Genomic DNA, 23083 nt, shown 5'->3' with positions numbered 1-23083 from the left:
CAGAAGGGGAGCAAGGGCAATGAAGGGCACTGTTGGTGAGCTCGGGGAGTTCGGGCTCATCAGGGAGCTCACCTCCCGTCTCACCACCACCCCGGCGGTCCGGGTCGGCCCCGGCGACGACGCCGCGGTGGTGGCCGCACCCGACCGCCGGGTCGTGGCCAGCACCGACATCCTCCTGGAGGGACGGCACTTCCGCCGCGACTGGTCCACCGCCTACGACGTCGGACGTAAGGCCGCTGCGCAGAACCTCGCGGACATCGCCGCCATGGGTGCCGTACCGACCGCACTGCTGCTCGGCCTGGTGGTGCCGGCCGAACTCCCGGTGACCTGGCCGAGCGAGCTGATGGACGGCATCCGCGACGAGTGCCAGGTCGCGGGCGCGTCCGTGGTCGGCGGGGATGTCGTACGGGGCGACACGATCGTGGTGTCGATCACCGCGCTCGGCGATCTGCGCAACCAGGAGCCGATCACCCGGAGCGGCGCCCAGCCCGGCGACCTGGTCGCGGTGACCGGCTGGCTGGGCTGGTCCGCCGCCGGTTACGCGGTGCTCTCCCGGGGCTTCCGCTCGCCGCGCGCGTTCGTGGAGGCGCACCGGCGCCCCGAGCCGCCGTACCACGCGGGTCCGGCGGCCGCGGGGCTCGGCGCGACCGCGATGTGCGACGTCAGCGACGGACTCATCGCCGACCTCGGGCACATCGCCGAGGCCAGCAAGGTCCGTATCGACATCCGTTCCGGCGCGATCGACATCCCGTCCCAGATGAACGACATCGGGCAGGCCGTCGGCGTCGACCCCATGCAGTGGGTGCTGACCGGGGGAGAAGACCACGCGATCGTGGCGACCTTCCCGCCGGACGTGAAACTGCCGGCCCGCTGGAAGGTCATCGGCGAGGTGCTCAACCCGTCGGCGCTGCCCCAGGTGACGGTGGACGGGGCGCCGTGGACCAGCAAGGGCGGCTGGGACCACTTCGGGGACATCGAGTCATGAGCGCCCCGCCCAGGGTGCTGACGGTCGCGGGCTCGGATTCCGGTGGAGGGGCCGGGATCCAGGCCGACTTGAAGACGATGCTCGCGCTCGGCGTGCACGGCATGAGTGTCGTCACGGCGGTCACCGCGCAGAACTCCCTCGGTGTGCAGGGGGCTTGGGAGCTGCCGGTGGAGGCGGTGCGGGCCCAGTACCGGAGTGTGGTCGACGACATCGGCGTACAGGCGGTCAAGACGGGGATGCTGGCCTCGGCCGAACTCGTCGAGGCGGTCGCCGAGTTGCTCGCGGCGACCGATGCCCCCGCGGTCGTCGACCCGGTCGGCGTCTCGAAGCACGGGGACTCGCTGCTGGCGGCCTCCGCGCTGGAGTCCGTACGGACGAAGCTGCTGCCCGCGGCGACTGTCGCGACGCCGAACCTCGACGAGGTGGCCCAGCTCGCCGGTGTGCATGTCGGGTCGGAGTCGGATCTGCGCGAGGCCGCCGAGGCCGTGCTGGCGTACGGGCCGCGCTGGGTGCTCGTCAAGGGCGGTCATCTGTCCGGTGCTGCCGTCGACCTGCTCACCGACGGCTCTGAGGAACACTGGCTGCGCGCCCCCCGGCACGACAACCGGCACACGCACGGCACGGGCTGCACCCTCGCGTCGGCGATCGCGTCGCAGCTCGCGAAGGGGCAGTCCGTGCCTCAGGCGGTGGCGGCGGCCAAGGAGTACGTCACCGGGGCGATCGCGGCCGGGTTCGCACTCGGCGGCGGGATCGGGCCCGTGGACCACGCCTGGGCTCTCGGAAGGGGCGCTCCCTCGGCTTGATGCCGGTCACCGCCGTCCAGCTTGTCAGGCACAGGCTTGTCAGGTGCAGGTTCGTCAGTTACAGGCTTGTCGGGTACAGCAAAAAGCCGGTCCACCGAGGTGGACCGGCTCAGTGCAGCGAACCAGCGGTGGCCGCGCGCTTAGCTGTGCGTCAGCGCGAGACCTTGCCGGCCTTGATGCACGAGGTGCACACGTTGAGGCGCTTCGGCGTCCCGCCGACCACAGTACGGACGTGCTGGATGTTCGGGTTCCAGCGACGGGACGTACGGCGGTGCGAGAAGGACACGCTGTTGCCGAAGCCCGGCCCCTTGCCACAGACGTCGCAGTTGGCAGCCACGGGTCACTCCAAAGACTTCAGATGCACTTACGGTGGGATCCCGGCGGGCCGGGATCGAGATCGCAGGATCAAAGATCTGAGTGGCGCTGCCAGGGGAATGGCCCGATCGGGATCGGGCAACCGGAGCAGCATACAACGACTGCGCCAGTACAACGAAACTACCATGGCTCATCAGGGCCCCGCTCCCGGCCCTCTTCCGGTGGTCACCCGCTCCGGGTCTACGCTGCGTCCAGTCCGGATCCTGAGGAGGCGCAGGTGGCGCAGGTGCCGCAGACATTCTTCGATGCTCTCGCGGTGCGCACCTGGTGCGGCCTCGCGCTGGAGGCGCTCGGCCGTGCGCGCGAGGAGATCGACGCGATCAACGTCTACCCCGTGGCCGACGGGGACACCGGCACCAACCTCTATCTGACCGTGGAGTCCGCCGCCGGGGCGGTGGAGGCCGTCTTCGCCGGGCACGAGGTGGACGCCGGGGCCGCCGGGGCCGCCGGGAAGCCTTCGCTGGCCGACGCCGCGCGCGCGATGGCGCACGGGGCGCTGATAGGCGCCCAGGGAAACTCCGGGACCATCCTCGCCCAGTTGCTGCGCGGCATGGCACAGGTGCTGGCCGCCGAGGGTGAGACGTCTCACACCGACGGTTCCGGCCTCCGGCTCGCGCTGCGGCACGCGGCCGACTCCGCCCGCCAGGCCGTCGCGCACCCCGTCGAGGGCACGGTCCTGTCGGTCGCCTCCGCCGCCGCCGACGCGGCCATGGGAACCGAGGGAGACTGCGGGGCGGTGGCACGCGCTGCCTACGAGGGAGCACGCGCCGCACTGGCCGCGACCCCGGGGCAGCTGGCCGTGCTGGGGCGGGCCGGGGTGGTCGACGCCGGCGGGCGGGGGCTGGTGGCGGTGCTGGCGGCGCTGGTGGAGACGTTCACGGGGGAGGTACCGGCGGCCGTCGCGCCTTCCGGCGGGCACGCGCGCGTGCAGAGGGACACGGCCGCGGCCGTGAGCACCCTCGTTGCCGAGGACTGCGCCTCCTCTCCGGAGGGCGGCCCCGCTTTCGAGGTGATCTACCTGCTGGAGGCCGAGGACGCGGCCGTGGACCGGCTGCGGGCGCGGCTCGACGCCCTCGGTGACTCGCTGGTCGTGGTCGGCGGGGACGGGCTGTGGAACGTGCACGTGCATGTGGACGACGCGGGCGCCGCCGTGGAGGCGGGCGTCGAGGCGGGGCGGCCGTACCGGATCCGGATCACCCACTTCGGCGTCGGGGACGTGCACACCACCGGCGGGCAGCGGCCGCCCAGGGAGCAGGTGCAGCGGGCGGTCGTGGCCGTCGTGCCGGGAGAGGGCCTGGCCGGGCTGTACACCGAGGCCGGTGCGACCACCGTGCTCGCGCGCCCGGGGGAGCCGCCTGCGAGCGGTGAGCTCGTCGACGCCGTACGGCGCGCCCACGCGCGCGAGGTCGTGCTGCTGCCCAACGACGCCGACCTGCGCCACACCGCCGCCGCGGCGGCCGAGCAGGCCCGGGCCGAGGGCATCCGGGTGGCCCTGATCCCGACCCGCTCCGCGGTGCAGGGGATCGCCGCGCTCGCCGTGCACGAGCCCGAGCGCCGCTTCGACGAGGACGTCGTCTCGATGACCTCGGCGGCTGGCGCGACCCGCTACGCCGAGGTCGCCGTCGCCGAGCGCCAGTCCTGGACCATGGCGGGAATCTGCCAGGCCGGCGATGTCCTCGGCCTCATCGACGGCGACGTCGCCGTGATCGGCTCCGACGTCACCCTCACCGCCGAAACCGTCCTCGACCGCATGCTCCAGGCCGGTGGCGAACTGGTCACCCTCGTCCTCGGCGACGAGGCCCCCGACTCCGTCGCGGAACGCCTGGAGACCCGCGTCCGCGAGTCGTACCTCGCCGTGGACACGGTGGTGTACCGCGGCGGCCGCCAGGGAGCGCTGCTCTTGATCGGCGTCGAATAGCCCCACTACGGCCCACCGCGCCTGACGCCACCCGCTCCGCCGGCCACGAGCACCTGCACCTGCGGCCCGTCCCCTTCTGGACTGTGCAGCCACGGCTCGCTCCTGTCCTCGGCCGGTTGGGGGCTGCCGACCCTGCCGGGTCGGACTGCTGCCCCCGTCGGGTCTGCCCCGGAGCTCCCGGCTCAGGCCCCACCCGCCTCCTGTTCCTCCACCACCTGCAGCATCTGTTCCGCCTCCGCCTTTCGGGCCTGTGCCGTTTCGTCCTCGGTGGGGGCGCCGTCGTATGCGGCGAGGACCGCGCGTGCGCGCGCTGCTGCCCGGGACGGGCGGGTGAGATCGGCCTCCAGCCAGCCTGCGGCGAGTTCGGCGCCGGTGCGGCTGTCCAGGGCGGCGTCGCCGAGGGAGGCGAACACTGCGATCGCCTCGGTGACCTGCGACAGGGCGTCTTCGAGTGCCGTCCGGATCGCGTCGTCGTCGGCGTCCTCCGTGGCGGAGCGGGCGAGCAGGTCGCCGAACTGGCGGTGGGTGTGCCCGAGTTCGGCGACGAGCCGCTGCCGGGCCTCCTCGTCGGCCCCGGCGGCGCCCAGCGCCGCCTCGCACTCCCGCACCGCGCCCGCCATCAGCTCCCGTGCCGCGTCCGTCCCGTCCTCCGCGCGCAGCGCGAGCCAGGCGCGGGCGCGCAGGGAGCGTACGAGACCGTGGACGTTGCCGAGCGAGCGCCACAGGTCGCCGGCGCGCGCGTACGCCCGGTCCGCCTCGACGGGCATCCCCGCCGCCCCGAGGGATTCGGCGGCGAGGTGGGCGAGCGTCGCGTGGTCGTGCTGTTCGGGCCACTCCTTGGCGATCTCGGCGGCCTGCAACCGCCGTTCGGCCGCCTCGCGGTGCTCGCCGAGTTCGCTCAGACAGTCACCGAGCCACCACTGGGTCTGGACGACCGCGCCGTCCCCGTGCGTCTCGGCGCTCAGGTCGGGCAGCGCCGACTCCAGCACCTCCGCGGCCTCGGCCCACCGCTCCTGCCGCAGCAGGTACCCGCCGAGCTGCTGCCGCGCCCACGCGCCGATCGTCGGGCCCTCGCCCGCCTCGTCGGCCCAGTGCGCCGCCTCCAGGGCGTGCTCGGCGGCCTCCACGGACAGCCCCCGGCCGCCCAGCACCTCGGCGAGCTGCAGGTGCAGCTGGGCCCGCCCGACCGCCTCCAGATGCGCACCGCCGTGTTCCAGGGCCGCCCGCAGCGCCCGTTCCGCCCCCGAGACGTCGCCCAGGTGATGCGCCAGCCCGGCCAGTCGCGCCTCGTACTCCACCGCGAACCACGGCAGCCCGGCCCCGACGAACCCGGCCGTGGCCCGCCCGAACAGCTCCACGGCCGCCTCAAGATCCCCGCCACGCACCGCCAGGTCCGCGAGCATGGCCTGAGCCTCGGCCTCCCGCGAGGCGATCCGCACATCGTCGCCGGTGTACCCGCCGACCAGCGCGAGCAGTTCACGTACGGCGCTCTCGGCGTCGGCGAGAACCGTTTCCTCAGCCGGCTCGCCCGCCTCCTGCACCCGGCGCATCAGGATCCGCGCCCGTCCCATCAGCACGGACGCCGTCTGCCGCACGCCGGTGGCGTCGTCGGCGTACAGCGCCAGGGCCTGGTCGTACGGCTCCGCGACCGCCGCCAGCGCCTCGTCCACCCGGCCCGACAGCGCGCGTACATACGCCGCACGCGTGCGTGCCGCCAGCGCCTCACCGGGGTCGCCGGCCTCCGCGTACAGCTCGGCGGCCCTTTCGAAGAGTGCGGCGCCCTCCGGGCCCCGGTCCATCGCCTCGTGGTCGGCGATCTCCGCGCGGTCGCGGGCGTCCAGCTCGACGCCCTCCGCGGCACGCGAGACGGCCGCCCAGGCGTCCATGGCGTTCGGCTGCAGGGTGTGCGAGAGCCGGCGTGCCTCGGCCAGCAGGGCGGGCAGATCCGGCACGTCCGCGGTCACGGCGGCCGGCGGCGCCACCGCGGGCGCGGAGACCGGGCGCGTCGCCCGCACCCCGAGCGGCAGCCGCTCCACCAGCGGCCGCTGCCCCATACGCGCGCGTGCCCGCTCACTGACGTACCCGTTGCCGTTGCGCTCGTCGAAACGCGCGGCCAGGGCGAGCGCCTCGGCACGCGCGTGCGTGGCGAGTTCGCGCGCCGTCCACGTCCGGCCGGCCGGCCCGGGCACCTCACGGTCCGCAAGGCCCGCCTCGCCCAGCCGCTCCATGAGCAGCGTCACCACGCTCAGGAAGTCCAGCAGGCTGCGCGGCTGCCCGGTGTCCGTGAAGTACGCCGGCCGCTCCGCGAGCAGTTCCAGACCGCGCGCCTCGTTGCCGGTCAGCGCGCAGAACTCGACGTGGTCCGCGTACGCGCCCCGCATGCTCTCCATGGACCGCACCAGCCGGAAACCCCGCAGATGGTTGGCGCGCGCCTCGTCCGTGCGGCCCAGCCGCAGCAGGGGCACCAGGGACGACGCGAGCACCGTGTGCGGCTCGTGCGCGCACGTGAACTCGCCCTCCAGGACCGGCCGCCACAGCAGCAGCGCCTCCGCGTCCCGACCCTGCTCCGCCTGCCACCAGCCCTGCCCGTGCAGCTCGCACGCGGGGCAGTCGGCCATGTCGTCCCGGTCGGCGGCCAGCCACGCGGCGTACGCCCGCTCCGCACGCTCGATGTCCCCGATATGCGCGGCCACGCTGAGCTCGGCACTGCGCACGGCCCGTTCGGAGTGCCCGGCGAGCCGGTAGCGGTGCTCCATCTCGCCCAGCCACTTCTCGATCGAGGCGAGCGGCACATGCGGCTGGTCGAGCATGCCGGCCGACATCCACTTGAAGACCCAGTGCAGCGAGTGCGCCTCGTACTCGTCGAAGTCACCGGGCCGCTCGTCCCACATGCGCAGCAGACGCGCGAAGGGGACGAACATCTTGTCCTTCTCGGAGCTGTAGTTGTAGACCTTCAGCTGGTGCCCGAGCGCCTCGATCACGGCCAGCGGGATGCCCAGCTTCTCGGCCTCCACGAGCAGCTGCTCCGCGCGCGCGTTGCGCGCCGGGCCCTCCGGCTGTTCGGCGTTCTCCGCCAGCGCGCGGCGCAGGGAGTCGAAGTCCGTGATCCCGCTCATGAGTTGCCGTCCTCCCCGTGGGTCGCCCATTCCAGCAGGCCGATGAACGCCCGGTTCAACAGCGCCGTGTCCGCCGGCCGCAGCGGGCGCTGCGCCATGAGCAGTGCCTGCCCGTACAGGGACTCGGTGGCGGTGCCGATCAGTTCCGGTTCGCCGAGCGAACTGATCCGCCGGATCAGTGGATTGAGGTGGTTGAGCACGAGACGCGCGCGTGGGGCGCTGCCACGCAGTGACCCCAGGATGCCCGCCCAGAGATCGTCGGCCTGTTCCTCGGCCTCGGCGCGCGCCTGCTCATGGCGGGCCGCCCGGTCGTCCAGGTGCAGTGCGGGAACGGAGAGCGGGTGGAAGGCCCGCAGCACCACATCGCAGCCCAGGGGATCGAGTTTCGCCCGCGCGGCCGCCAGGAAGCCGGACAGGGCCAGCTCCTCGGCCGGGTCCACCGCGTCCAGATGCGCGGTCACCGTGTCGGCGTCCAGCTCCGCGACCACCGTCCCGGGCCGCACCGACGGCAGCGCCTCGACCAGCTCGCTGTCGTACGCGTAACCCCCGTTGATCACCCCGACGCCCTGCGCGGACGCGATCGGCGCAACCTGCCGGTACTCCTCCACGGTCCGCGTGAAGTGCACCACCGGGTGCCGCAGCGCGAACTCCTCGAGCGACAGCTGCCCGTCGGTGGTCTCGAAGGGCAGCCAGGGCAGCATCGTCCGCAGCATCTCCTTGTCGTGCCGCGCCAGGGACTTCACCCCCAGGTGGTGCACGGACAGGAAGGCCGCCAGCCGCTGCGGATCGCCGGCCGCGAGCCCGGTCAGCCAGGACCGGATCCTTGTCCCCAGTGCTTCCCGTACGGCGGCCAGCGTCTCGTCCTCGTACAGCGACTCGCGGGAGGCCGTGGGCCGCAGACTGTCGGTGTCCAGTACGCAGCGTACGAAGAACGCCCAGTCGGGCAGCAGCTGTTCGGCGCGCTCGGTCAGCAGCATGCCCTTCAGATGCACCCGATGCGTCGCCCGCTGGGCGGGGCTCACGGCCGACGGAAGGACGTACGCCACACCGCGGATCCCGGCGAGCGGCACGTTCAGCTCGATCGAGTCGAGCGGGGTGAAGCCGAACAGATCGTGACAGTGCCGCGCCAGGGCAACCCGCCGGTTGGCGGGGGAGGGGTAGGACCGGTCCCAGGGCGCCGGGAGGTCGGTGACCGCCTCGTCGCCCACCCGGACGTCGTACGGCAGCAACGACCCGAAGTCCCGCGCCAGCGTCAGCACCCGCTCGGGCGCGAGCCACTCGCCGGCCCCCGCCCGCGCCACCAGATGCACGGTGGTGCCCGGTTCCGGCCGGGCCTCCTGCGGCAGCGTCCGCACGGTGTACGAACCGTCGTCGCTCGCCGTCCACTCCACGACCGCCGCGTCCGGCGTGCGGGCGCTGCGGCTGACGACCCGGATCCGCTCGGCGACCACGAAACAGGCCAGCAGGCCGATGCCGAACTGCCCGAGGAAGTCGGAGCGGACCTCCTGGATCCCGTCGGCGATCCGGTCGGTCCGCTTGGAGCTGCGCCCGATGGTGGCCAACAGGGTGTGCACGTCCGCCTCGGTGAGCCCCACTCCCGAGTCCTCGACGCGCAAGGCACCGGGCTGCGCGTACAGCCGCACCCGCGCCGGCGCGTCGGGCTGCTCCGCGCGCCGGGCGGTGATGGCGTCCACGGCGTTCTGCAGCAGCTCCCGCAGATAGACCTTGGGACTGGAGTAGAGGTGATGGGAGAGCAGGTCCACCAGCCCGCGCAGGTCGACCTGGAACGTATGAGGCGGCTGGGGTGACTGGGACGGCTGGGATGACTTCGAAGTCTGGGAGTCCATCGTCGCAGCGCCGGTGGGGGGAGGTTCGCGACGGCGCGGGGTCGGGCGGTCCCTGGTGGGGCGGTGACCGCGGGGGATGGCCGGAGCGCGCCATCCTAAGGCCGGAACGAGCCGTCTGACCAGGGGTTTCGCGGGACGTATACGGGATTGTCAGTGGCGTGGTGTGCAATGGATCTCGTGCCCGCACTGGATGAACCACTGAAGCAACCACTGAAGTCAGTGCTCGGCCCCGCCACCGCGAAGGTGATGGCCGAGCACCTCGGCCTGCACTCCGTCGGCGACCTCCTGCACCACTACCCGCGCAGATACGAGGAGCGCGGCCAGCTCACCCACCTCGCCGACCTCCCGATGGACGAGCACGTCACGGTGGTCGCGATGGTCGCCGACGCCCGCCTGCACACCTTCGCCTCCGCCAAGGCCCCCCGCGGCAAGGGCCAGCGCCTCGAGGTCACCATCACCGACGGCAGCGGCCGCCTCCAACTGGTCTTCTTCGGCAACGGCGTTCACAAGCCCCACAAGGAGCTCCTGCCGGGCACACGCGCGATGTTCGCGGGCAAGGTCTCCGTCTTCAACCGCCGCCTGCAACTGGCCCATCCGGCCTATGAGTTGCTACGGGGCGACAGCGAGGAAACGGTCGAGACCTGGGCCGGCGCCCTCATCCCCATCTACCCGGCCACCGCCAAACTGGAGTCCTGGAAGATCGGCAAGGCGCTCCAGACGGTGCTGCCCGCCGCCCAGGAGGCCATCGACCCGCTGCCGGAGGGACTGCGCGAGGGCCGCGGCCTGGTCTCCCTCCCCGAGGCCCTGCTCAAGATCCACCGCCCGCACACCAAGGCCGACATCGAGGACGCCCGGGCCCGCCTCAAATGGGACGAGGCGTTCGTCCTCCAGGTGGCCCTCGCCCGCCGCAGGCACGCCGACGCACAGCTCCCCGCGGTCGCCCGCAGACCCAAACCCGACGGCCTGCTCACCGCCTTCGACGGCCGCCTCCCCTTCACCCTCACCGAGGGCCAGCAGAAGGTCTCCAAGGAGATCTTCGACGACCTGGCCACCGAGCATCCGATGCACCGGCTGCTGCAGGGCGAGGTCGGATCGGGAAAAACCTTGGTGGCCCTCCGCGCCATGCTCGCCACGGTCGACGCCGGCGGCCAGGCGGCCATGCTCGCGCCCACCGAGGTCCTCGCCCAGCAGCACCACCGCTCCGTCGTCGAGATGATGGGCGAGCTGGCCGAGGGCGGGATGCTGGGCGGTGCCGAGCACTCCACCAAGGTGGTGCTGCTGACGGGTTCCATGGGCGCCGCCGCCCGCCGTCAGGCCCTGCTCGACCTGGTCACCGGCGAGGCCGGCATCGTGATCGGCACGCACGCCCTGATCGAGGACAAGGTCCAGTTCCACGACCTGGGCCTGGTCGTCGTAGACGAACAGCACCGCTTCGGCGTCGAACAGCGCGACGCCCTGCGCAGCAAGGGCAAGCAGCCCCCGCACCTCCTCGTCATGACGGCCACCCCCATCCCGCGCACGGTCGCCATGACCGTCTTCGGCGACCTGGAGACCTCGGTCCTCGACCAGCTCCCCGCAGGCCGCTCGCCCATCGCCTCGCACGTCGTCCCGGCCGCCGACAAGCCCCACTTCCTCTCCCGCGCCTGGGAGCGGGTCCGCGAGGAGGTCGAGGGCGGCCATCAGGCGTACGTCGTGTGCCCCCGCATCGGCGACGAGGAGGACGACCCGAAGAAGTCCGGCAAGAAGAAATCTCCGGAGGACGAGGCGGAGAAGCGCCCCCCGCTAGCCGTCCTCGACGTGGCCGACCAGCTCGCCAAGGGCCCGCTCCAGGGCCTGAGCGTCGAGGTCCTGCACGGCAGGATGCACCCCGACGACAAGGACGCGGTCATGCGCCGTTTCGCCGCAGGCGACACCGACGTCCTGGTGGCCACCACGGTCATCGAGGTGGGCGTCAACGTGCCGAACGCCACGGCCATGGTGATCATGGACGCCGACCGCTTCGGCGTCTCCCAGCTCCACCAGCTGCGCGGCCGCGTCGGCCGCGGCTCGGCACCCGGCCTGTGCCTCCTGGTCACCGAGATGCCCGAGGCGAGCGCGGCCCGTCAGCGCCTGACCGCGGTCGCCTCCACCCTCGACGGCTTCGAACTCTCCCGTATCGACCTGGAACAGCGCCGTGAGGGCGACGTCCTCGGCCAGGCCCAGTCGGGCGCCCGCACCAGCCTCCGGGTCCTCGCGGTCATCGAGGACGAGGAGGTCATCGCGGAGGCGAGGGAGGAAGCGGCCGCGGTCGTGGCGGCGGATCCGGAACTGACGGGACTCCCCGGCCTCCGGACGGCCCTGGACGCCCTTTTGGACGAGGAGAGGGAGCAGTACTTGGAAAAGGGCTGAGGTGGAGCGCCCCGACAGGGGCGCGGGGAACTGCGCGACCAGCCACAACAAGCCCGCACCCGCCGACGGCGAAGACGCCCCACCCAGTAGGCCTGCCAAACTGAACCCAAAGCCGCCCACGAACAAGGACCCCGACAATGACCCGCGTGATCGCCGGCCGGGCAGGCGGACGTCGCCTGGCCGTGCCGCCAGGCACCGGCACCCGCCCCACCTCCGACCGCGCACGCGAAGGTCTCCTCTCCACCTGGCAGTCCCTCCTCGGCGGTCCCCTGGAAGGCGAACGCGTCCTCGACCTCTACGCCGGCTCCGGCGCCGTGGGCCTGGAAGCCCTCTCCCGAGGCGCGAGCCACGCCCTCCTCGTCGAGGCGGACACCCGCGCCGCCCGAGTCATCCGCGAGAACGTCAAAGCTCTCGGACTCCCCGGCGCCGAGGTGAGGGCGGGCAAAGCCGAACAGATCATCCAGACGCCGGCGCCGGCAGACCCGTACGACCTCGTCTTCCTGGACCCGCCGTACCGAGTCACGGATCACGATCTTCGCGAGATTCTCCTCACACTCCGCTCGGGAGGCTGGCTCGCGCCGGAGGCGATCGTCACCGTGGAGCGCAGCACCAGAGGCGGCGAATTCAGGTGGCCCGAGGGTTTCGACGCGGTCAAGGCCCGTCGCTACGGCGAGGGAACGTTTTGGTACGGTCGCGCCGCCTCTACGTGCGAAGACGCACGATGACCGGACCGGAGAGCGAGGGATCACTAGTGCGCCGCGCCGTCTGTCCCGGGTCGTTCGACCCCATCACCAACGGACACCTCGACATCATTTCCCGTGCCTCTCGCCTGTACGACGAGGTCTATGTCGCGGTCATGATCAACAAGTCCAAGAAGGGCCTGTTCGAGATCGACGAGCGGATCGACCTGATCCGTCAGGTCACCGCCGAGTACGGCAACGTGATCGTCGAGGCCTTCCACGGTCTCCTCGTCGACTACTGCAAGGAACGGGACATCCCGGCCATCGTCAAGGGCCTCAGGGCGGTCAGCGACTTCGACTACGAACTGCAGATGGCCCAGATGAACAACGGCCTCTCGGGCGTCGAGACACTCTTCGTGCCGACCAACCCCACCTACAGCTTCCTGTCCTCCTCGCTCGTCAAGGAGGTCGCGACCTGGGGCGGAGACGTCTCCCACCTGGTGCCGCCGATGGTCCTGGAGGCCCTCAACAAGCGCCTGCGCAAGGACTGATGGGGCTACAGTCGTCCCGTCCGTCTCCAACACAGCTGTAGAGAGTGGCGAGCACACGGTGGACGTGCAGAAGAAGCTCGACGAGATCGTCGCCGCGGTCTCCGGCGCCCGGTCGATGCCCATGTCGGCCTCGTGCGTGGTCAACCGCGCCGAGCTGCTCTCGATGCTCGAAGAGCTGCGCGAGGCGCTGCCCGGCTCCCTCGCCCAGGCCCAGGAGCTGATCGGCGACCGCGAGCAGATGGTCGAGCAGGCCCGTCAGGAGGCCGACCGGATCATCGGGCAGGCGCACGCCGAGCGCGGTTCCCTCATCTCCGACACCGAGGTCGCCCGCCGTTCCCAGGCCGAGGCCGAGCGGATCCTCGCCGAGGCCCGCCAGGAGGCCGAGGAGGTCCGCGCGGAGGCCGACGACTACGTCGACTCCAAGCTGGCCAACTTCGAGGTCGTCCTCACCAAGACCCTCGGCTCCGTCGGCCGCGGCCGCGAGAAGCTCCTCGGCACCGGCCCTGGCGTCGACGAGCAGGGCTACGAGGACGAGGACGCCCCCGAGCGCAGCCACGACCCCGAGACCCTGCGCAAGGACGCCGACGCCTACGTCGACGCCAAGCTGGGCGCCTTCGAGGCGGTCCTCGCCAAGACCCTGGAGGCCGTCGGCCGCGGCCGCCAGAAGCTGCACGGCCGTATCGCCACCGACGACCTCGGCGCCCTCGCCGACGACTCCACGTCCTTCCAGCACTCCAGCGACGCCGACTACCTGGCCGACCTCGCCGCCGTCGCGGAACCGAAGCCCCAGGCCGAGCAGCCCGCCCAGCAGCAGGACTACGCCCAGCCGCAGCCGGCGTACGGCTATCAGCAGCAGACCGACCCGTACGGGGGCGCGTACCAGCAGCAGGGCTACGGCCAGCAGGACGCCTACGGCTACCAGCAGGCCGATCCGTATGCCTACCAGGGCTACGACACCGGCCAGCAGCCGGCGTACGACCCGAGCCAGATGCAGCAGGCGCACCAGCAGCCCCAGGAGCACCAGTCGTACGCCCTCGACGAGACCAGTCTCTTCGACACCGGCATGATCACGCCCGAGCAACTGAGGGCCTACGAACAGGGGCGCGGCCAGTAAGCAGCCACCGGATTGGGCCGTGAGCGAAAGGTCCAGTATCCTGGCTCTTCGGTCGCGTGTACGTCCGCGATCAGCGCTGCCCGGGGACACCGAAGGGCAGCGTCCCCCTGAGCTGGAAGACCGAAAGCAGGAATGGCTCTGAACGCCCGCCTCGACCACCGCAAGCCTCTCGTGTTCGACACACACGAGCTGGGGCGGCGGCCCGGTGCGCTGCAGCGCCTGACCCGCACGGTCGACGCTCCCAAGGACCTCGGTATCGCGGGAGTCGTCGGAGTGCCGGAAGGCGCTTCGGTGGAGCTCGAACTCCGCCTCGAGTCGGTCATGGAAGGGGTGCTTGTCACAGGCACCGCCCGTGCACAGGCCGAGGGGGAGTGCGTAAGGTGTCTGGAGCCGCTTCAGCTGGACGTCGAAGCGGAATTCCAGGAGATGTTCTCGTACCCTGACGCCGATGACCGGGGCCGCCCCAAAGCGGAGCCGGCCGACGACGCCGAGGAAGACGAGGACAGGCTCTTCATCGAGGACGGCCTGTTCGACCTCGAGCCCGTGCTGCGCGATGCGGTGGTGCTCGCACTGCCGATGCAGCCGGTGTGCCAGGAAGACTGTCCCGGTCTGTGCTCCGAGTGCGGAGCGCGGCTGGCGGACGACCCGGACCACCACCATGACGCCGTCGACATCCGTTGGGCGGCACTGCAGGGACTCGCCGGTTCACTCGGAGACGGCGAGAAGGACGAGATGAGCGGCGCCGATGCGGGCGTCGACGAGAAGCAGGAGAAGTAGCCGTGGCTGTTCCGAAGCGGAAGATGTCGCGCAGCAACACGCGCCACCGCCGGTCGCAGTGGAAGGCTGCGGTCCCCACCCTGGTTGCGTGCGAGCGCTGCCACGAGCCCAAGCTGCAGCACATCGCGTGCCCGTCTTGCGGCACCTACAACAAGCGCCAGGTCCTCGAGGTCTGAGCGGCTGGTGAGAGGCACCGTGTCCACTGCCAAGAAGGCGGATGACGCCAAGGCGGACCCAACCGCCAGGAAAAAGTCGGACAACACGGCCTCGTCCCACACGCTTCTGGAAGGGCGGCTCGGGTACAAGCTCGAGTCCGCCCTTCTGGTGCGAGCGCTGACCCACCGTTCGTACGCGTACGAGAACGGCGGTCTGCCGACCAACGAGCGGCTGGAGTTCCTCGGGGACTCCGTGCTCGGCCTCGTGGTCACGGACACGCTGTACCGCACCCACCCCGACCTGCCCGAGGGCCAGCTGGCCAAGCTGCGGGCCGCGGTGGTCAACTCGCGTGCGCTGGCGGAGGTGGGCCGTGGGCTCGACCTGGGTTCCTTCATCCGGCTCGGCCGGGGCGAAGAGGGCACGGGCGGCCGGGACAAGGCGTCCATCCTCGCCGACACCCTGGAAGCGGTGATCGGCGCTGTCTATCTCGACCAGGGTCTTGAAGCGGCGGGCGAGCTCGTCCACCGACTCTTCGACCCGCTGATCGAGAAGTCCTCCAACCTCGGAGCCGGCCTGGACTGGAAGACCAGTCTCCAGGAGCTCACCGCGACCGAGAGCCTCGGCGTGCCCGAGTACCTGGTCACGGAGACCGGCCCCGACCACGAGAAGACCTTCACTGCTGCCGCCCGCGTCGGAGGCGTCTCGTACGGCACCGGCACCGGCCGCAGCAAGAAGGAGGCGGAGCAGCAGGCCGCGGAATCCGCGTGGCGGTCCATCCGGGCCGCGGCGGACGAGCGCGCCAGGGCCGCGGCCGAGAAGGCCGCGGCCGAGAAGGCCGCAGCCGAGAACGCTGCCCAGGACGGCGAAGGACCGTCGTCCGTCTCCGCCTGACCGACGTCTCACCGACGGACGTCTCCTTCTGACGAACAGCGACCCGAGCGTCCGTCCCTCCCCGGGGCGGGCGCTCGGATCGTCCACAGCCCGTACGGGGGTCCCGATGCCCGAGTTGCCCGAGGTCGAGGTCGTCCGGCGCGGTCTGGAGCGCTGGGTCGCCCATCGCGTCGTCGCCGACGCGGAGGTGCTGCACCCGCGTGCGGTACGCCGTCATGTGGCCGGCGCCGACGACTTCGCGCACCGCCTCAAGGGCCATCGCATCGGCGTGCCCAGCCGCCGCGGCAAGTACCTGTGGCTGCCCCTGGAGGACACCCACCAGTCGGTCCTCGCCCACCTCGGCATGAGCGGCCAGCTGCTGGTCCAGCCGAACGCGGCCCCGGACGAGAAGCACCTCAGGATCCGCGTGCGCTTCGCCGACGACCTCAAGACGGAACTCCGCTTCGTCGACCAACGCACCTTCGGCGGCCTGTCGTTGCACGACAACACCCCCGAGGGCCTGCCCGACGTCATAGCGCACATCGCGCGCGACCCCCTCGACCCGCTGTTCGACGACGAGGCCTTCCATCAGGCGCTGCGCCGCAAGCGCAGCACCATCAAACGGGCCCTGCTCGATCAGTCGTTGATCAGCGGAGTCGGCAACATCTATGCGGACGAGGCCCTTTGGCGCGCCCGCATCCACTACGAACGCCCCACCGCGACCTTCACCCGCCCGCGCACCGCCGAACTCCTCGGCCACACAAGGGATGTGATGAACCAGGCGCTCGCCGTGGGCGGCACCAGCTTCGACAGCCTGTACGTCAACGTCAACGGGGAGTCGGGCTACTTCGACCGGTCGCTGGACGCCTACGGCCGGGAGGGTCTGCCCTGCAAGAGGTGCGGCACACCGATGCGCCGGCGCCCCTGGATGAACCGGTCGAGCTACTTCTGCCCGAAGTGTCAGAGGCCGCCGCGCGTGGTGTCGTAACGCTCGCGGGCCGCGAGGACGTCGTCCATGCGGCCCTCCAGCAGATGGACGAGGGCCAGCAGCCGCTCGGCGACCTCGCGGCCGAGCGGGGTGAGCTCGTAGTCCACGCGGGGCGGGTTCGTCGGCTGGGCCTCGCGGTGCACCAGGCCGTCGCGCTCGAGCGCGTGCAGCGTCTGCGAGAGCATCTTCTCGCTCACGCCGTCGACCCGGCGGCGCAGCTCGTTGAAGCGCAGGGAACCCTCGAACAGGGCGCACAGCGTGAGGCCGCCCCAGCGGCCCGTGACGTGCTCCAGCGTGCCGCGCGAGGGACAGGCCTTGGCGAACACGTTGAACGGGAGGTCGCCCGCCTCCATGAGCTCCTGCGTGGTGTCCATACCTCAAGCGTACTTGAGTGCAGCGCTAACCGACAGGTTGCACTAACCGTGAGTTAGTGCACCGGTCGTCGCCCCCGTCTAGTACCCGAAGTCCTGCGTCCACCAGGGGCCGCCCGACCCGAAGTGCACACCGACGCCCAGCGTCTTGAAGTCGCAGTTCAGGATGTTGGCGCGGTGACCGGGGCTGTTCATCCAGGCCTCCATCACGGCGGCCGCGTCGGCCTGGCCCCGGGCTATGTTCTCGCCGCCGAGGTTGGCTATGCCCAGCTTCGCCGCCCGGTCCCACGGCGAGGCGCCGCTCGGGTCGGTGTGGTCGAAGAAGCCCTGGGCGGCCATGGCGTCGCTGAACTTCTCCGCCAGCTGGGAGAGGGTGCTGTTGGCGGAGACCGCGCTGCAGCCGACCTTGGCCCGCTCCTCGTTGACCAGCTTGAGCACTTCCGCCTCGGCGGCGGCCGCCGCCGAGACCGTCACCGGAGCGGTGGTCTGCTTGGGCGGCTTGGTCCGCTGCTGCGGAGGCGTCTTGTGCGGCTTCTCGGTGGGCGTGGCCTTCGGCTTCTTCGGCGGCGCGGTGGTCGGCGCGGCCGAGGAGGTCGACGGGCTCGGCGAGGCCGAGCGGTCGGCGTCGCGGCTCGTCGAGGAGCCCTCGTCACGGCCGGCGGCGCTGCCGGACGTGCCGCCCTGCTCGGTCGCCGAGTTGGTCGGCGTGTTCGCGGCCTGCACCTTGTCGGAGCTGCCGCTGCCGCCCAGCTTGTAGTTGTCGAGGCCGGGCATCGCGCCCGTGGCGACCGCGACCGTGCCGATGGCGACGGCGGCGGAGACCCCGAGCAGGCCGGTGCGCACCGGCGTCACGGCCTTCTTCCGGCGCCGGCGCGAGCCCCCGCGCCGGGAGCCCTTGTCGGGAGCGTGCTCCGGGAACACCGTCGCGTAGTCGTCCTCGGTGGCGAACAGGTACGCGGCGCTCCTCGCGGAGGCCTCGGCGTACTCCGTGGAGCGCAGATACGGGGCGGTGCCCAGGGTGGGCCGCTCGTCGCCCGCGCCGGCCTCAGGCGGGTCATAGCTGTACGAGTACTGCTGGGGGTCGTAGCTGCTCGCGTACGAGCCGTCCCTACCTGTGACCCCCGTGGCGCGGCCCGTGGCGGCGCGGCCGGCGGCGGAGCGTCGGTGGCGTCCCATGTCTTGGCCTTCCTCGTCTTGCGATCAACGTGTCCCATATGATCTTGCTCGGTGATCCAACTCACACGATCGAGTGAGTTTCATATGAGATTCATTGGGTGGGGACGGTACCGCATGGCGTCAGAGGAGGATGTGTCCCGAGAGACATTGGCCGGTTAGGTTGCACCCATGAGCGAGGATGTGCGGCTGGTCGCCTGGGTGCGGGGACGCGTCCAAGGTGTGGGTTTTCGCTGGTTCACGCGGGCCAAGGCCCTCGAGCTCGGCGGCCTGAGTGGTTTTGCTCTCAATTTGGGCGACGGACGGGTGCAGGTGGTCGCCGAAGGCCCCCGGGAGCGGTGCGAAGGGCTGCTCGACTGGCTCGAGGGCGACGACACGCCCGGCCGTGTCGAGGGTGTCACCGAGATCTGGGACACACCGCGCGGGGGGTACGACGGCTTCGCCATCCGCTGAGCCGATTCTGTAAAGAGGCCCCGGTGGCAGTGGGCGGACATGCCCTCGGCAGGTGCCCGGAGCGGAAATTGCCTGGTGGTTGCCAAGAACCGCTTGTCGTGGCAGGCTGCGCACCCAAGAATGATCGCCACGCCCTGAGAGCCCCGCAGGAGTCGCAGCGCCGCCGCTTTCAGGCCGCGCGCCCCCGGGTTGCCCGCCAATACAGGGCGTGATCGTGTTGACCGTCAAACTTTTTGGTGAGACGCTGAAAGCACCCCGCGCACCTTAGCTGTTTGGCATGGATGAACGGCAGCATGAACTCCATAGTGTCAAGCACCGCGGGTGCGATTCCCTCACGACCCACACCGCTTCGGTCGGTCACTCAGTGTGGAGGACCATCCATCATGGCAAAGGCGCTTCTCGGTTACGTCGGCGGCTCCGACCCTCGACTCCTCGCCGAGATGCGACGGCTCCAGCAGCGCGTCCAGGACCTGGAATCCGAGCTCGTACGGATCCAGGCGGAGAACGACGCGCTCGCGGCTGCCGCTTCTCACGACAGGATCATGGAGAGCATCGACGCACACCAGGCGGAGCCTGCGCTCACCTGATCACTGCATCGAACCACGACAGCAGTGGTTGGGCCGCCCGTATCAACCGCTAAGTTGTCAGAGTTTGCAAGGGACGCTTCGGCGTCCCTTCTTTCTTTCCCCCGTGCATCCTTTCACCCTCTTTAACGTTTGGTGTGCCCTGCACGTTCAAGGGTGAAACCGTGGGTTCATGGAGTGGGATACCGGCGGAAGGTAGAGTCCAGCGGCGTGCACCTCAAGGCCCTGACCCTCCGCGGGTTCAAGTCGTTCGCCTCGGCGACCACGCTCCGGTTCGAGCCGGGCATCACGTGCGTCGTGGGACCGAACGGCTCGGGCAAGTCCAATGTGGTGGACGCCCTGAGCTGGGTGATGGGCGAGCAGGGTGCCAAGTCGCTGCGCGGCGGCAAGATGGAGGACGTCATCTTCGCCGGCACCACCGGCCGCCCGCCGCTGGGCCGCGCCGAGGTGTCCCTGACCATCGACAACTCCGACGGCGCCCTGCCCATCGAGTACGCCGAGGTCACCATCACGCGGATCATGTTCCGCAACGGCGGCAGCGAGTACCAGATCAACGGCGACACCTGCCGTCTCCTCGACATCCAGGAACTCCTCTCCGACTCCGGCATCGGCCGCGAGATGCACGTCATCGTCGGCCAGGGCCAGCTCGACTCCGTCCTGCACGCCGACCCGATGGGCCGCAGGGCCTTCATCGAAGAGGCCGCGGGCGTGCTGAAGCACCGCAAGCGCAAGGAGAAGGCCCTGCGCAAGCTGGACGCGATGCAGGCCAACCTCGCGCGCGTGCAGGACCTGACGGACGAACTGCGCAGACAGCTCAAGCCGCTGGGCCGGCAGGCTGCCGTCGCCCGGCGGGCCGCCGTCATCCAGGCCGACCTCCGCGACGCGCGTCTGCGCCTCCTCGCCGACGATCTCGTACGGCTGCGGCAGGCGCTGAAGGCCGAGGTCGCGGACGAGGCCGCGCTCAAGGAACGCAAGGAAGCCGCCGAGCAGGAGCTGAAGAAGGCACTGCAGCGCGAGGCGCTCTTGGAGGACGAGGTACGACAGCTCGCTCCCCGCCTCCAGCGGGCCCAGCAGACCTGGTACGAGCTGTCGCAGCTGGCCGAGCGGGTGCGCGGCACGATCTCGCTGGCCGACGCGCGGGTGAAGAGCGCGACGTCGGCGCCGCCGGAGGAGCGGCGCGGTCGCGACCCCGAGGACATGGAGCGCGAGGCCGCCCGTATCCGTGAGCAGGAGGCCGAGCTCGAGGCGGCGCTGGAGGCGGCCGAGCGGGCTCTGGAGGACACGGTCGCGCACCGGGCCGAGCTGGAGCGCGAACTCACGCAGGAAGAACGGCGTCTGAAGGACGTCGCCCGCGCCATCGCCGACCGCCGCGAGGGCCTCGCCCGGCTCAATGGGCAGGTGGGCGCGGCCCGTTCGCGGGCCGCCTCCGCCCAGGCCGAGATCGACCGCCTGGCCGCGGCCCGGGACGAGGCGCAGGAGCGGGCCGTCGCGGCCCAGGAGGAGTACGAGGCGCTCAAGGCCGAGGTCGACGGCCTCGACGCGGACGACACGGAACTGGCCGAGCAGCACGCGGCGGCCAAGCAGCAACTGGCCGAGGCGGAGGCCGCCCTGACCACCGCCCGCGAGGCGGCCACCGCGGCGGAGCGCAGCCGAGCCGCGACCCAGGCCAGGCATGAAGCGCTGGCGATGGGGTTGCGGCGCAAGGATGGCACGGGCGCGCTGTTGGGGGCGAAGGATCGTCTCTCCGGTCTGCTCGGCCCAGCTGCCGAACTGCTGACGATCACGCCCGGGTACGAGGTCCCCTTGGCGGCCGCCTTCGGCGCGGCGGCGGACGCCCTCGCGGTGACGTCCCCGTCGGCCGCGGCGGACGCGATCCGGTTGCTGCGCAAACAGGACGGCGGCCGGGCGTCACTGCTGTTGGCGGGTGCGCCGGAAGCGCCCCAAACGGGTGCGGGGCTGTATCAATATGCGGCTCCGCCGCAGGACGCGACCAGCCACAGCGAACCCGCAGACACCCAACAACCTCACGCGGCAGATTTCGTCCGCGCGCCTTCCGACCTCATGCCCGCCATCCGCCGTCTCCTCGCGGGCATCGTCGTGGTCGCCACCCTCGAAGACGCAGAAGAGCTCGTCTACAGACGACCGGACCTCACCGCCGTGACCGCCGAAGGCGACCTCCTCGGCGCGCACTTCGCGCACGGCGGTTCTGCCGGCGCGCCCAGCCTGCTGGAGGTACAGGCCTCCGTCGACGAGGCCGCCGCCGAGCTCGAAGAGCTCGCCGTGCGCTGCGAGGAACTCACCGAGGCACAGCACGCGGCCACCGAGCGGCGCAGGGAATGCGCGGCGCTCGTAGAGGAGCTGGGGGAGAGGCGCAGGGCCGCCGACCGGGAGAAGTCGGCCGTGGCGCAGCAGCTGGGCCGGCTCGCCGGGCAGGCCCGGGGCGCGGCGGGCGAGGCGGAGCGCACCGTCGCCGCCGCCGCGCGGGCGCAGGACGCGCTGGACAAGGCCCTCGAAGAGGTCGAGGTCCTCGCCGAACGCCTCGCCGTCGCCGAGGAGATGCCTGTCGAGGAGGAACCGGACACCTCGGTACGGGACCGTCTCGCCGCCGACGGCGCCAACGCCCGTCAGACCGAGATGGAGGCCCGCCTCCAGGTTCGTACCCACGAAGAGCGCGTCAAGGGCCTCGCCGGCCGTGCCGACTCCCTCGACCGCGCCGCCCGAGCGGAACGGGACGCACGCGCGCGTGCCGAGCAGCGTCGGGCGCGCCTCAAGTACGAGGCGTCCGTGGCGGAAGCCGTCGCCTCCGGCGCCCGGCAGCTGCTCGCGCACGTCGAGGTCTCCCTCGCCCGTGCCGAGGAGGAACGCACCGCGGCCGACGCCGCCAAGGCCCGCCGGGAGCAGGAGCTGGCCGCCGCCCGCACCACCGGCCGGGATCTCAAGGCCGAGTTGGACAAGCTCACCGACTCCGTCCACCGCGGCGAGGTGCTCGGCGCCGAGAAGCGCATGCGGATCGAGCAGCTGGAGACCAAGGCGCTGGAGGAGCTGGGCGTGGAGCCGGCCGGGCTCGTGAGCGAGTACGGCCCGCACCAGCTCGTACCGCCCTCACCGCCCGCCGAGGGCGAGGAGCTGCCCGAGGACCCGGAGCATCCCCGCAACCAGCCCAGGCCCTTCCACCGCGCCGAGCAGGAGAAGCGGCTCAAGGCGGCCGAGCGGGCCTACCAGCAGCTCGGCAAGGTCAACCCGCTCGCCCTGGAGGAGTTCGCCGCACTGGAGGAACGCCACAAGTTCCTCAGCGAACAGCTCGAAGACCTGAAGAAGACCCGCGCCGACCTGCTCCAGGTCGTCAAGGAGGTCGACGAGCGCGTCGAGCAGGTCTTCACCGAGGCCTACCGGGACACCGCCCGCGAGTTCGAGGGCGTCTTCAGCCGGCTGTTCCCGGGCGGTGAGGGACGGCTGATCCTGACCGACCCCGACAACATGCTCACCACGGGTGTCGACGTCGAGGCTCGCCCGCCGGGCAAGAAGGTCAAGCGGCTGTCGCTGCTCTCGGGCGGTGAGCGCTCGCTCACCGCCGTGGCGCTGCTGGTGTCGATCTTCAAGGCCCGGCCGAGCCCGTTCTACGTCATGGACGAGGTCGAGGCCGCGCTCGACGACACCAACCTGCAGCGGCTGATCCGCATCATGCAGGAGCTGCAGGAAGCCTCGCAGCTGATCGTGATCACCCACCAGAAGCGGACCATGGAGGTCGCCGACGCGCTGTACGGCGTCTCCATGCAGGGCGATGGTGTGTCGAAGGTCATCAGCCAGCGGCTGCGCTGACCTCAGCCGGTATCTGCGCCGAGCAATCTCTTCAAGAGTTGAACACATTCCCGTCACAGGTGCGCTGAAAAGTCACAGGGGTGACCTCTTGACTTCGAAACTTGAAGGCATAGTC

Annotated in this window: 18 protein-coding genes and 1 pseudogene; 14 read left to right on the top strand and 5 right to left on the bottom strand. The window is 71.2% G+C overall.

Annotated features, from left to right (window positions below; genetic code table 11):
- Window positions 1-19: 19 nt before the first annotated feature.
- Both ABT254_RS27530 and thiD read left to right on the top strand, forming a co-directional pair.
- Window positions 20-985, top strand: a complete 966-nt coding sequence (locus tag ABT254_RS27530) for a thiamine-phosphate kinase (protein WP_351475386.1) — start codon at window positions 20-22, stop codon at window positions 983-985.
- Window positions 982-1788, top strand: a complete 807-nt coding sequence (gene thiD, locus ABT254_RS27525) for a bifunctional hydroxymethylpyrimidine kinase/phosphomethylpyrimidine kinase (protein WP_351475383.1) — start codon at window positions 982-984, stop codon at window positions 1786-1788. The genes ABT254_RS27530 and thiD overlap by 4 nt, the downstream gene beginning before the upstream one ends.
- Window positions 1789-1939: 151 nt before the next feature.
- Here the strand turns inward: thiD and rpmB are convergent, their stop codons facing one another.
- Window positions 1940-2125 carry a 50S ribosomal protein L28 gene (rpmB, locus tag ABT254_RS27520; protein WP_007384934.1) on the bottom strand — a complete coding sequence of 62 codons (186 nt, stop codon included), beginning with the start codon at window positions 2123-2125 and terminating at the stop codon, window positions 1940-1942.
- Window positions 2126-2380: 255 nt separating this feature from the next.
- Here rpmB and ABT254_RS27515 point away from each other — a divergent pair, with 255 nt between their 5' ends.
- Window positions 2381-4081 (top strand): DAK2 domain-containing protein, encoded by a 1701-nt coding sequence (locus ABT254_RS27515; protein ID WP_351475380.1) that lies wholly within the window; start codon window positions 2381-2383, stop codon window positions 4079-4081.
- A 182-nt stretch (window positions 4082-4263) separates the two neighbouring features.
- On the opposite strand, the gene ABT254_RS27510 is transcribed toward ABT254_RS27515, so the two are convergent.
- Window positions 4264-7197 carry a tetratricopeptide repeat protein gene (locus ABT254_RS27510; protein ID WP_351475377.1) on the bottom strand — a complete coding sequence of 978 codons (2934 nt, stop codon included), beginning with the start codon at window positions 7195-7197 and terminating at the stop codon, window positions 4264-4266.
- The gene (locus tag ABT254_RS27505) at window positions 7194-9044 is read right to left on the bottom strand and encodes an HSP90 family protein (RefSeq protein ID WP_351475374.1); all 1851 of its coding nucleotides are present in this window, start codon (window positions 9042-9044) and stop codon (window positions 7194-7196) included. Before ABT254_RS27505 ends, ABT254_RS27510 begins: the two co-directional genes overlap by 4 nt.
- A 168-nt stretch (window positions 9045-9212) precedes the next feature.
- Between ABT254_RS27505 and recG the strand changes: the two genes are divergently transcribed.
- The 8 genes and pseudogenes from recG (at window position 9213) to mutM (ending at window position 16568) form a co-directional block, all read left to right on the top strand.
- A complete protein-coding gene (gene recG / locus ABT254_RS27500) occupies window positions 9213-11432 on the top strand; it encodes an ATP-dependent DNA helicase RecG (protein ID WP_351475371.1) in 2220 nt (739 codons plus the stop codon).
- A 125-nt stretch (window positions 11433-11557) separates the two neighbouring features.
- Window positions 11558-12157 (top strand): annotated as a pseudogene (rsmD, locus tag ABT254_RS27495) (16S rRNA (guanine(966)-N(2))-methyltransferase RsmD); the annotation flags it as partial.
- A gap of 26 nt (window positions 12158-12183) precedes the next feature.
- A complete protein-coding gene (gene coaD / locus ABT254_RS27490; RefSeq protein ID WP_180292546.1) occupies window positions 12184-12663 on the top strand; it encodes a pantetheine-phosphate adenylyltransferase in 480 nt (159 codons plus the stop codon).
- Between the two features lie 58 nt (window positions 12664-12721).
- Window positions 12722-13777, top strand: a complete 1056-nt coding sequence (locus ABT254_RS27485; protein ID WP_351475368.1) for a F0F1 ATP synthase subunit B — start codon at window positions 12722-12724, stop codon at window positions 13775-13777.
- A gap of 132 nt (window positions 13778-13909) precedes the next feature.
- On the top strand, window positions 13910-14554 hold the full coding sequence (locus tag ABT254_RS27480; RefSeq protein WP_351475365.1) for a YceD family protein: 645 nt from the start codon (window positions 13910-13912) through the stop codon (window positions 14552-14554).
- A gap of 2 nt (window positions 14555-14556) precedes the next feature.
- Window positions 14557-14730, top strand: coding sequence for a 50S ribosomal protein L32 (gene rpmF, locus ABT254_RS27475; RefSeq protein WP_007493396.1), 174 nt, complete (start codon window positions 14557-14559; stop codon window positions 14728-14730).
- 7 nt (window positions 14731-14737) lie between these two features.
- The gene (gene rnc / locus ABT254_RS27470) at window positions 14738-15601 is read left to right on the top strand and encodes a ribonuclease III (protein ID WP_351475362.1); all 864 of its coding nucleotides are present in this window, start codon (window positions 14738-14740) and stop codon (window positions 15599-15601) included.
- Between the two features lie 106 nt (window positions 15602-15707).
- A complete protein-coding gene (gene mutM, locus ABT254_RS27465) occupies window positions 15708-16568 on the top strand; it encodes a bifunctional DNA-formamidopyrimidine glycosylase/DNA-(apurinic or apyrimidinic site) lyase (RefSeq protein WP_351475359.1) in 861 nt (286 codons plus the stop codon).
- Here the strand turns inward: mutM and ABT254_RS27460 are convergent.
- Both ABT254_RS27460 and ABT254_RS27455 read right to left on the bottom strand, forming a co-directional pair.
- The gene (locus ABT254_RS27460) at window positions 16541-16942 is read right to left on the bottom strand and encodes a winged helix-turn-helix transcriptional regulator (RefSeq protein ID WP_351475356.1); all 402 of its coding nucleotides are present in this window, start codon (window positions 16940-16942) and stop codon (window positions 16541-16543) included. The two genes, mutM and ABT254_RS27460, sit on opposite strands and share 28 nt — an antisense overlap.
- Before the next feature lie 78 nt (window positions 16943-17020).
- On the bottom strand, window positions 17021-18115 hold the full coding sequence (locus ABT254_RS27455; RefSeq protein ID WP_351475353.1) for a CAP domain-containing protein: 1095 nt from the start codon (window positions 18113-18115) through the stop codon (window positions 17021-17023).
- 168 nt (window positions 18116-18283) lie between these two features.
- Between ABT254_RS27455 and ABT254_RS27450 the strand changes: the two genes are divergently transcribed.
- From ABT254_RS27450 to smc, 3 genes are all read left to right on the top strand, one after another.
- A complete protein-coding gene (locus tag ABT254_RS27450) occupies window positions 18284-18565 on the top strand; it encodes an acylphosphatase (RefSeq protein ID WP_351475350.1) in 282 nt (93 codons plus the stop codon).
- A 383-nt stretch (window positions 18566-18948) separates the two neighbouring features.
- Complete coding sequence (locus ABT254_RS27445; protein ID WP_016432419.1) at window positions 18949-19152, top strand: hypothetical protein; 204 nt, start codon at window positions 18949-18951, stop codon at window positions 19150-19152.
- Window positions 19153-19359: 207 nt separating this feature from the next.
- Window positions 19360-22968, top strand: coding sequence for a chromosome segregation protein SMC (gene smc / locus ABT254_RS27440; RefSeq protein WP_351475347.1), 3609 nt, complete (start codon window positions 19360-19362; stop codon window positions 22966-22968).
- Window positions 22969-23083 lie beyond the last annotated feature (115 nt).

The organism is Streptomyces sp. NPDC001137 (assembly GCF_040298885.1).
In the GTDB taxonomy this organism is placed as follows: Bacteria; Actinomycetota; Actinomycetes; order Streptomycetales; family Streptomycetaceae; genus Streptomyces.
Note: the sequence above shows the minus strand (reverse complement) of the source record. Positions and strands in the feature narration are given on the sequence as shown.

Bases quoted from the DNA above. Each gene is read 5' to 3' on its own strand.
- ABT254_RS27455 (WP_351475353.1), bottom strand. From the start codon at position 18,115: ATGGGACGCCACCGACGCTCCGCCGCCGGCCGCGCCGCCACGGGCCGC.
- ABT254_RS27445 (WP_016432419.1), top strand. From the start codon at position 18,949: ATGGCAAAGGCGCTTCTCGGTTACGTCGGCGGCTCCGACCCTCGACTC.
- ABT254_RS27450 (WP_351475350.1), top strand. From the start codon at position 18,284: ATGAGCGAGGATGTGCGGCTGGTCGCCTGGGTGCGGGGACGCGTCCAA.
- ABT254_RS27480 (WP_351475365.1), top strand. From the start codon at position 13,910: ATGGCTCTGAACGCCCGCCTCGACCACCGCAAGCCTCTCGTGTTCGAC.
- ABT254_RS27460 (WP_351475356.1), bottom strand. From the start codon at position 16,942: ATGGACACCACGCAGGAGCTCATGGAGGCGGGCGACCTCCCGTTCAAC.
- thiD (WP_351475383.1), top strand. From the start codon at position 982: ATGAGCGCCCCGCCCAGGGTGCTGACGGTCGCGGGCTCGGATTCCGGT.
- ABT254_RS27530 (WP_351475386.1), top strand. From the start codon at position 20: ATGAAGGGCACTGTTGGTGAGCTCGGGGAGTTCGGGCTCATCAGGGAG.
- recG (WP_351475371.1), top strand. From the start codon at position 9,213: ATGGATCTCGTGCCCGCACTGGATGAACCACTGAAGCAACCACTGAAG.
- ABT254_RS27505 (WP_351475374.1), bottom strand. From the start codon at position 9,044: ATGGACTCCCAGACTTCGAAGTCATCCCAGCCGTCCCAGTCACCCCAG.
- mutM (WP_351475359.1), top strand. From the start codon at position 15,708: ATGCCCGAGTTGCCCGAGGTCGAGGTCGTCCGGCGCGGTCTGGAGCGC.
- ABT254_RS27510 (WP_351475377.1), bottom strand. From the start codon at position 7,197: ATGAGCGGGATCACGGACTTCGACTCCCTGCGCCGCGCGCTGGCGGAG.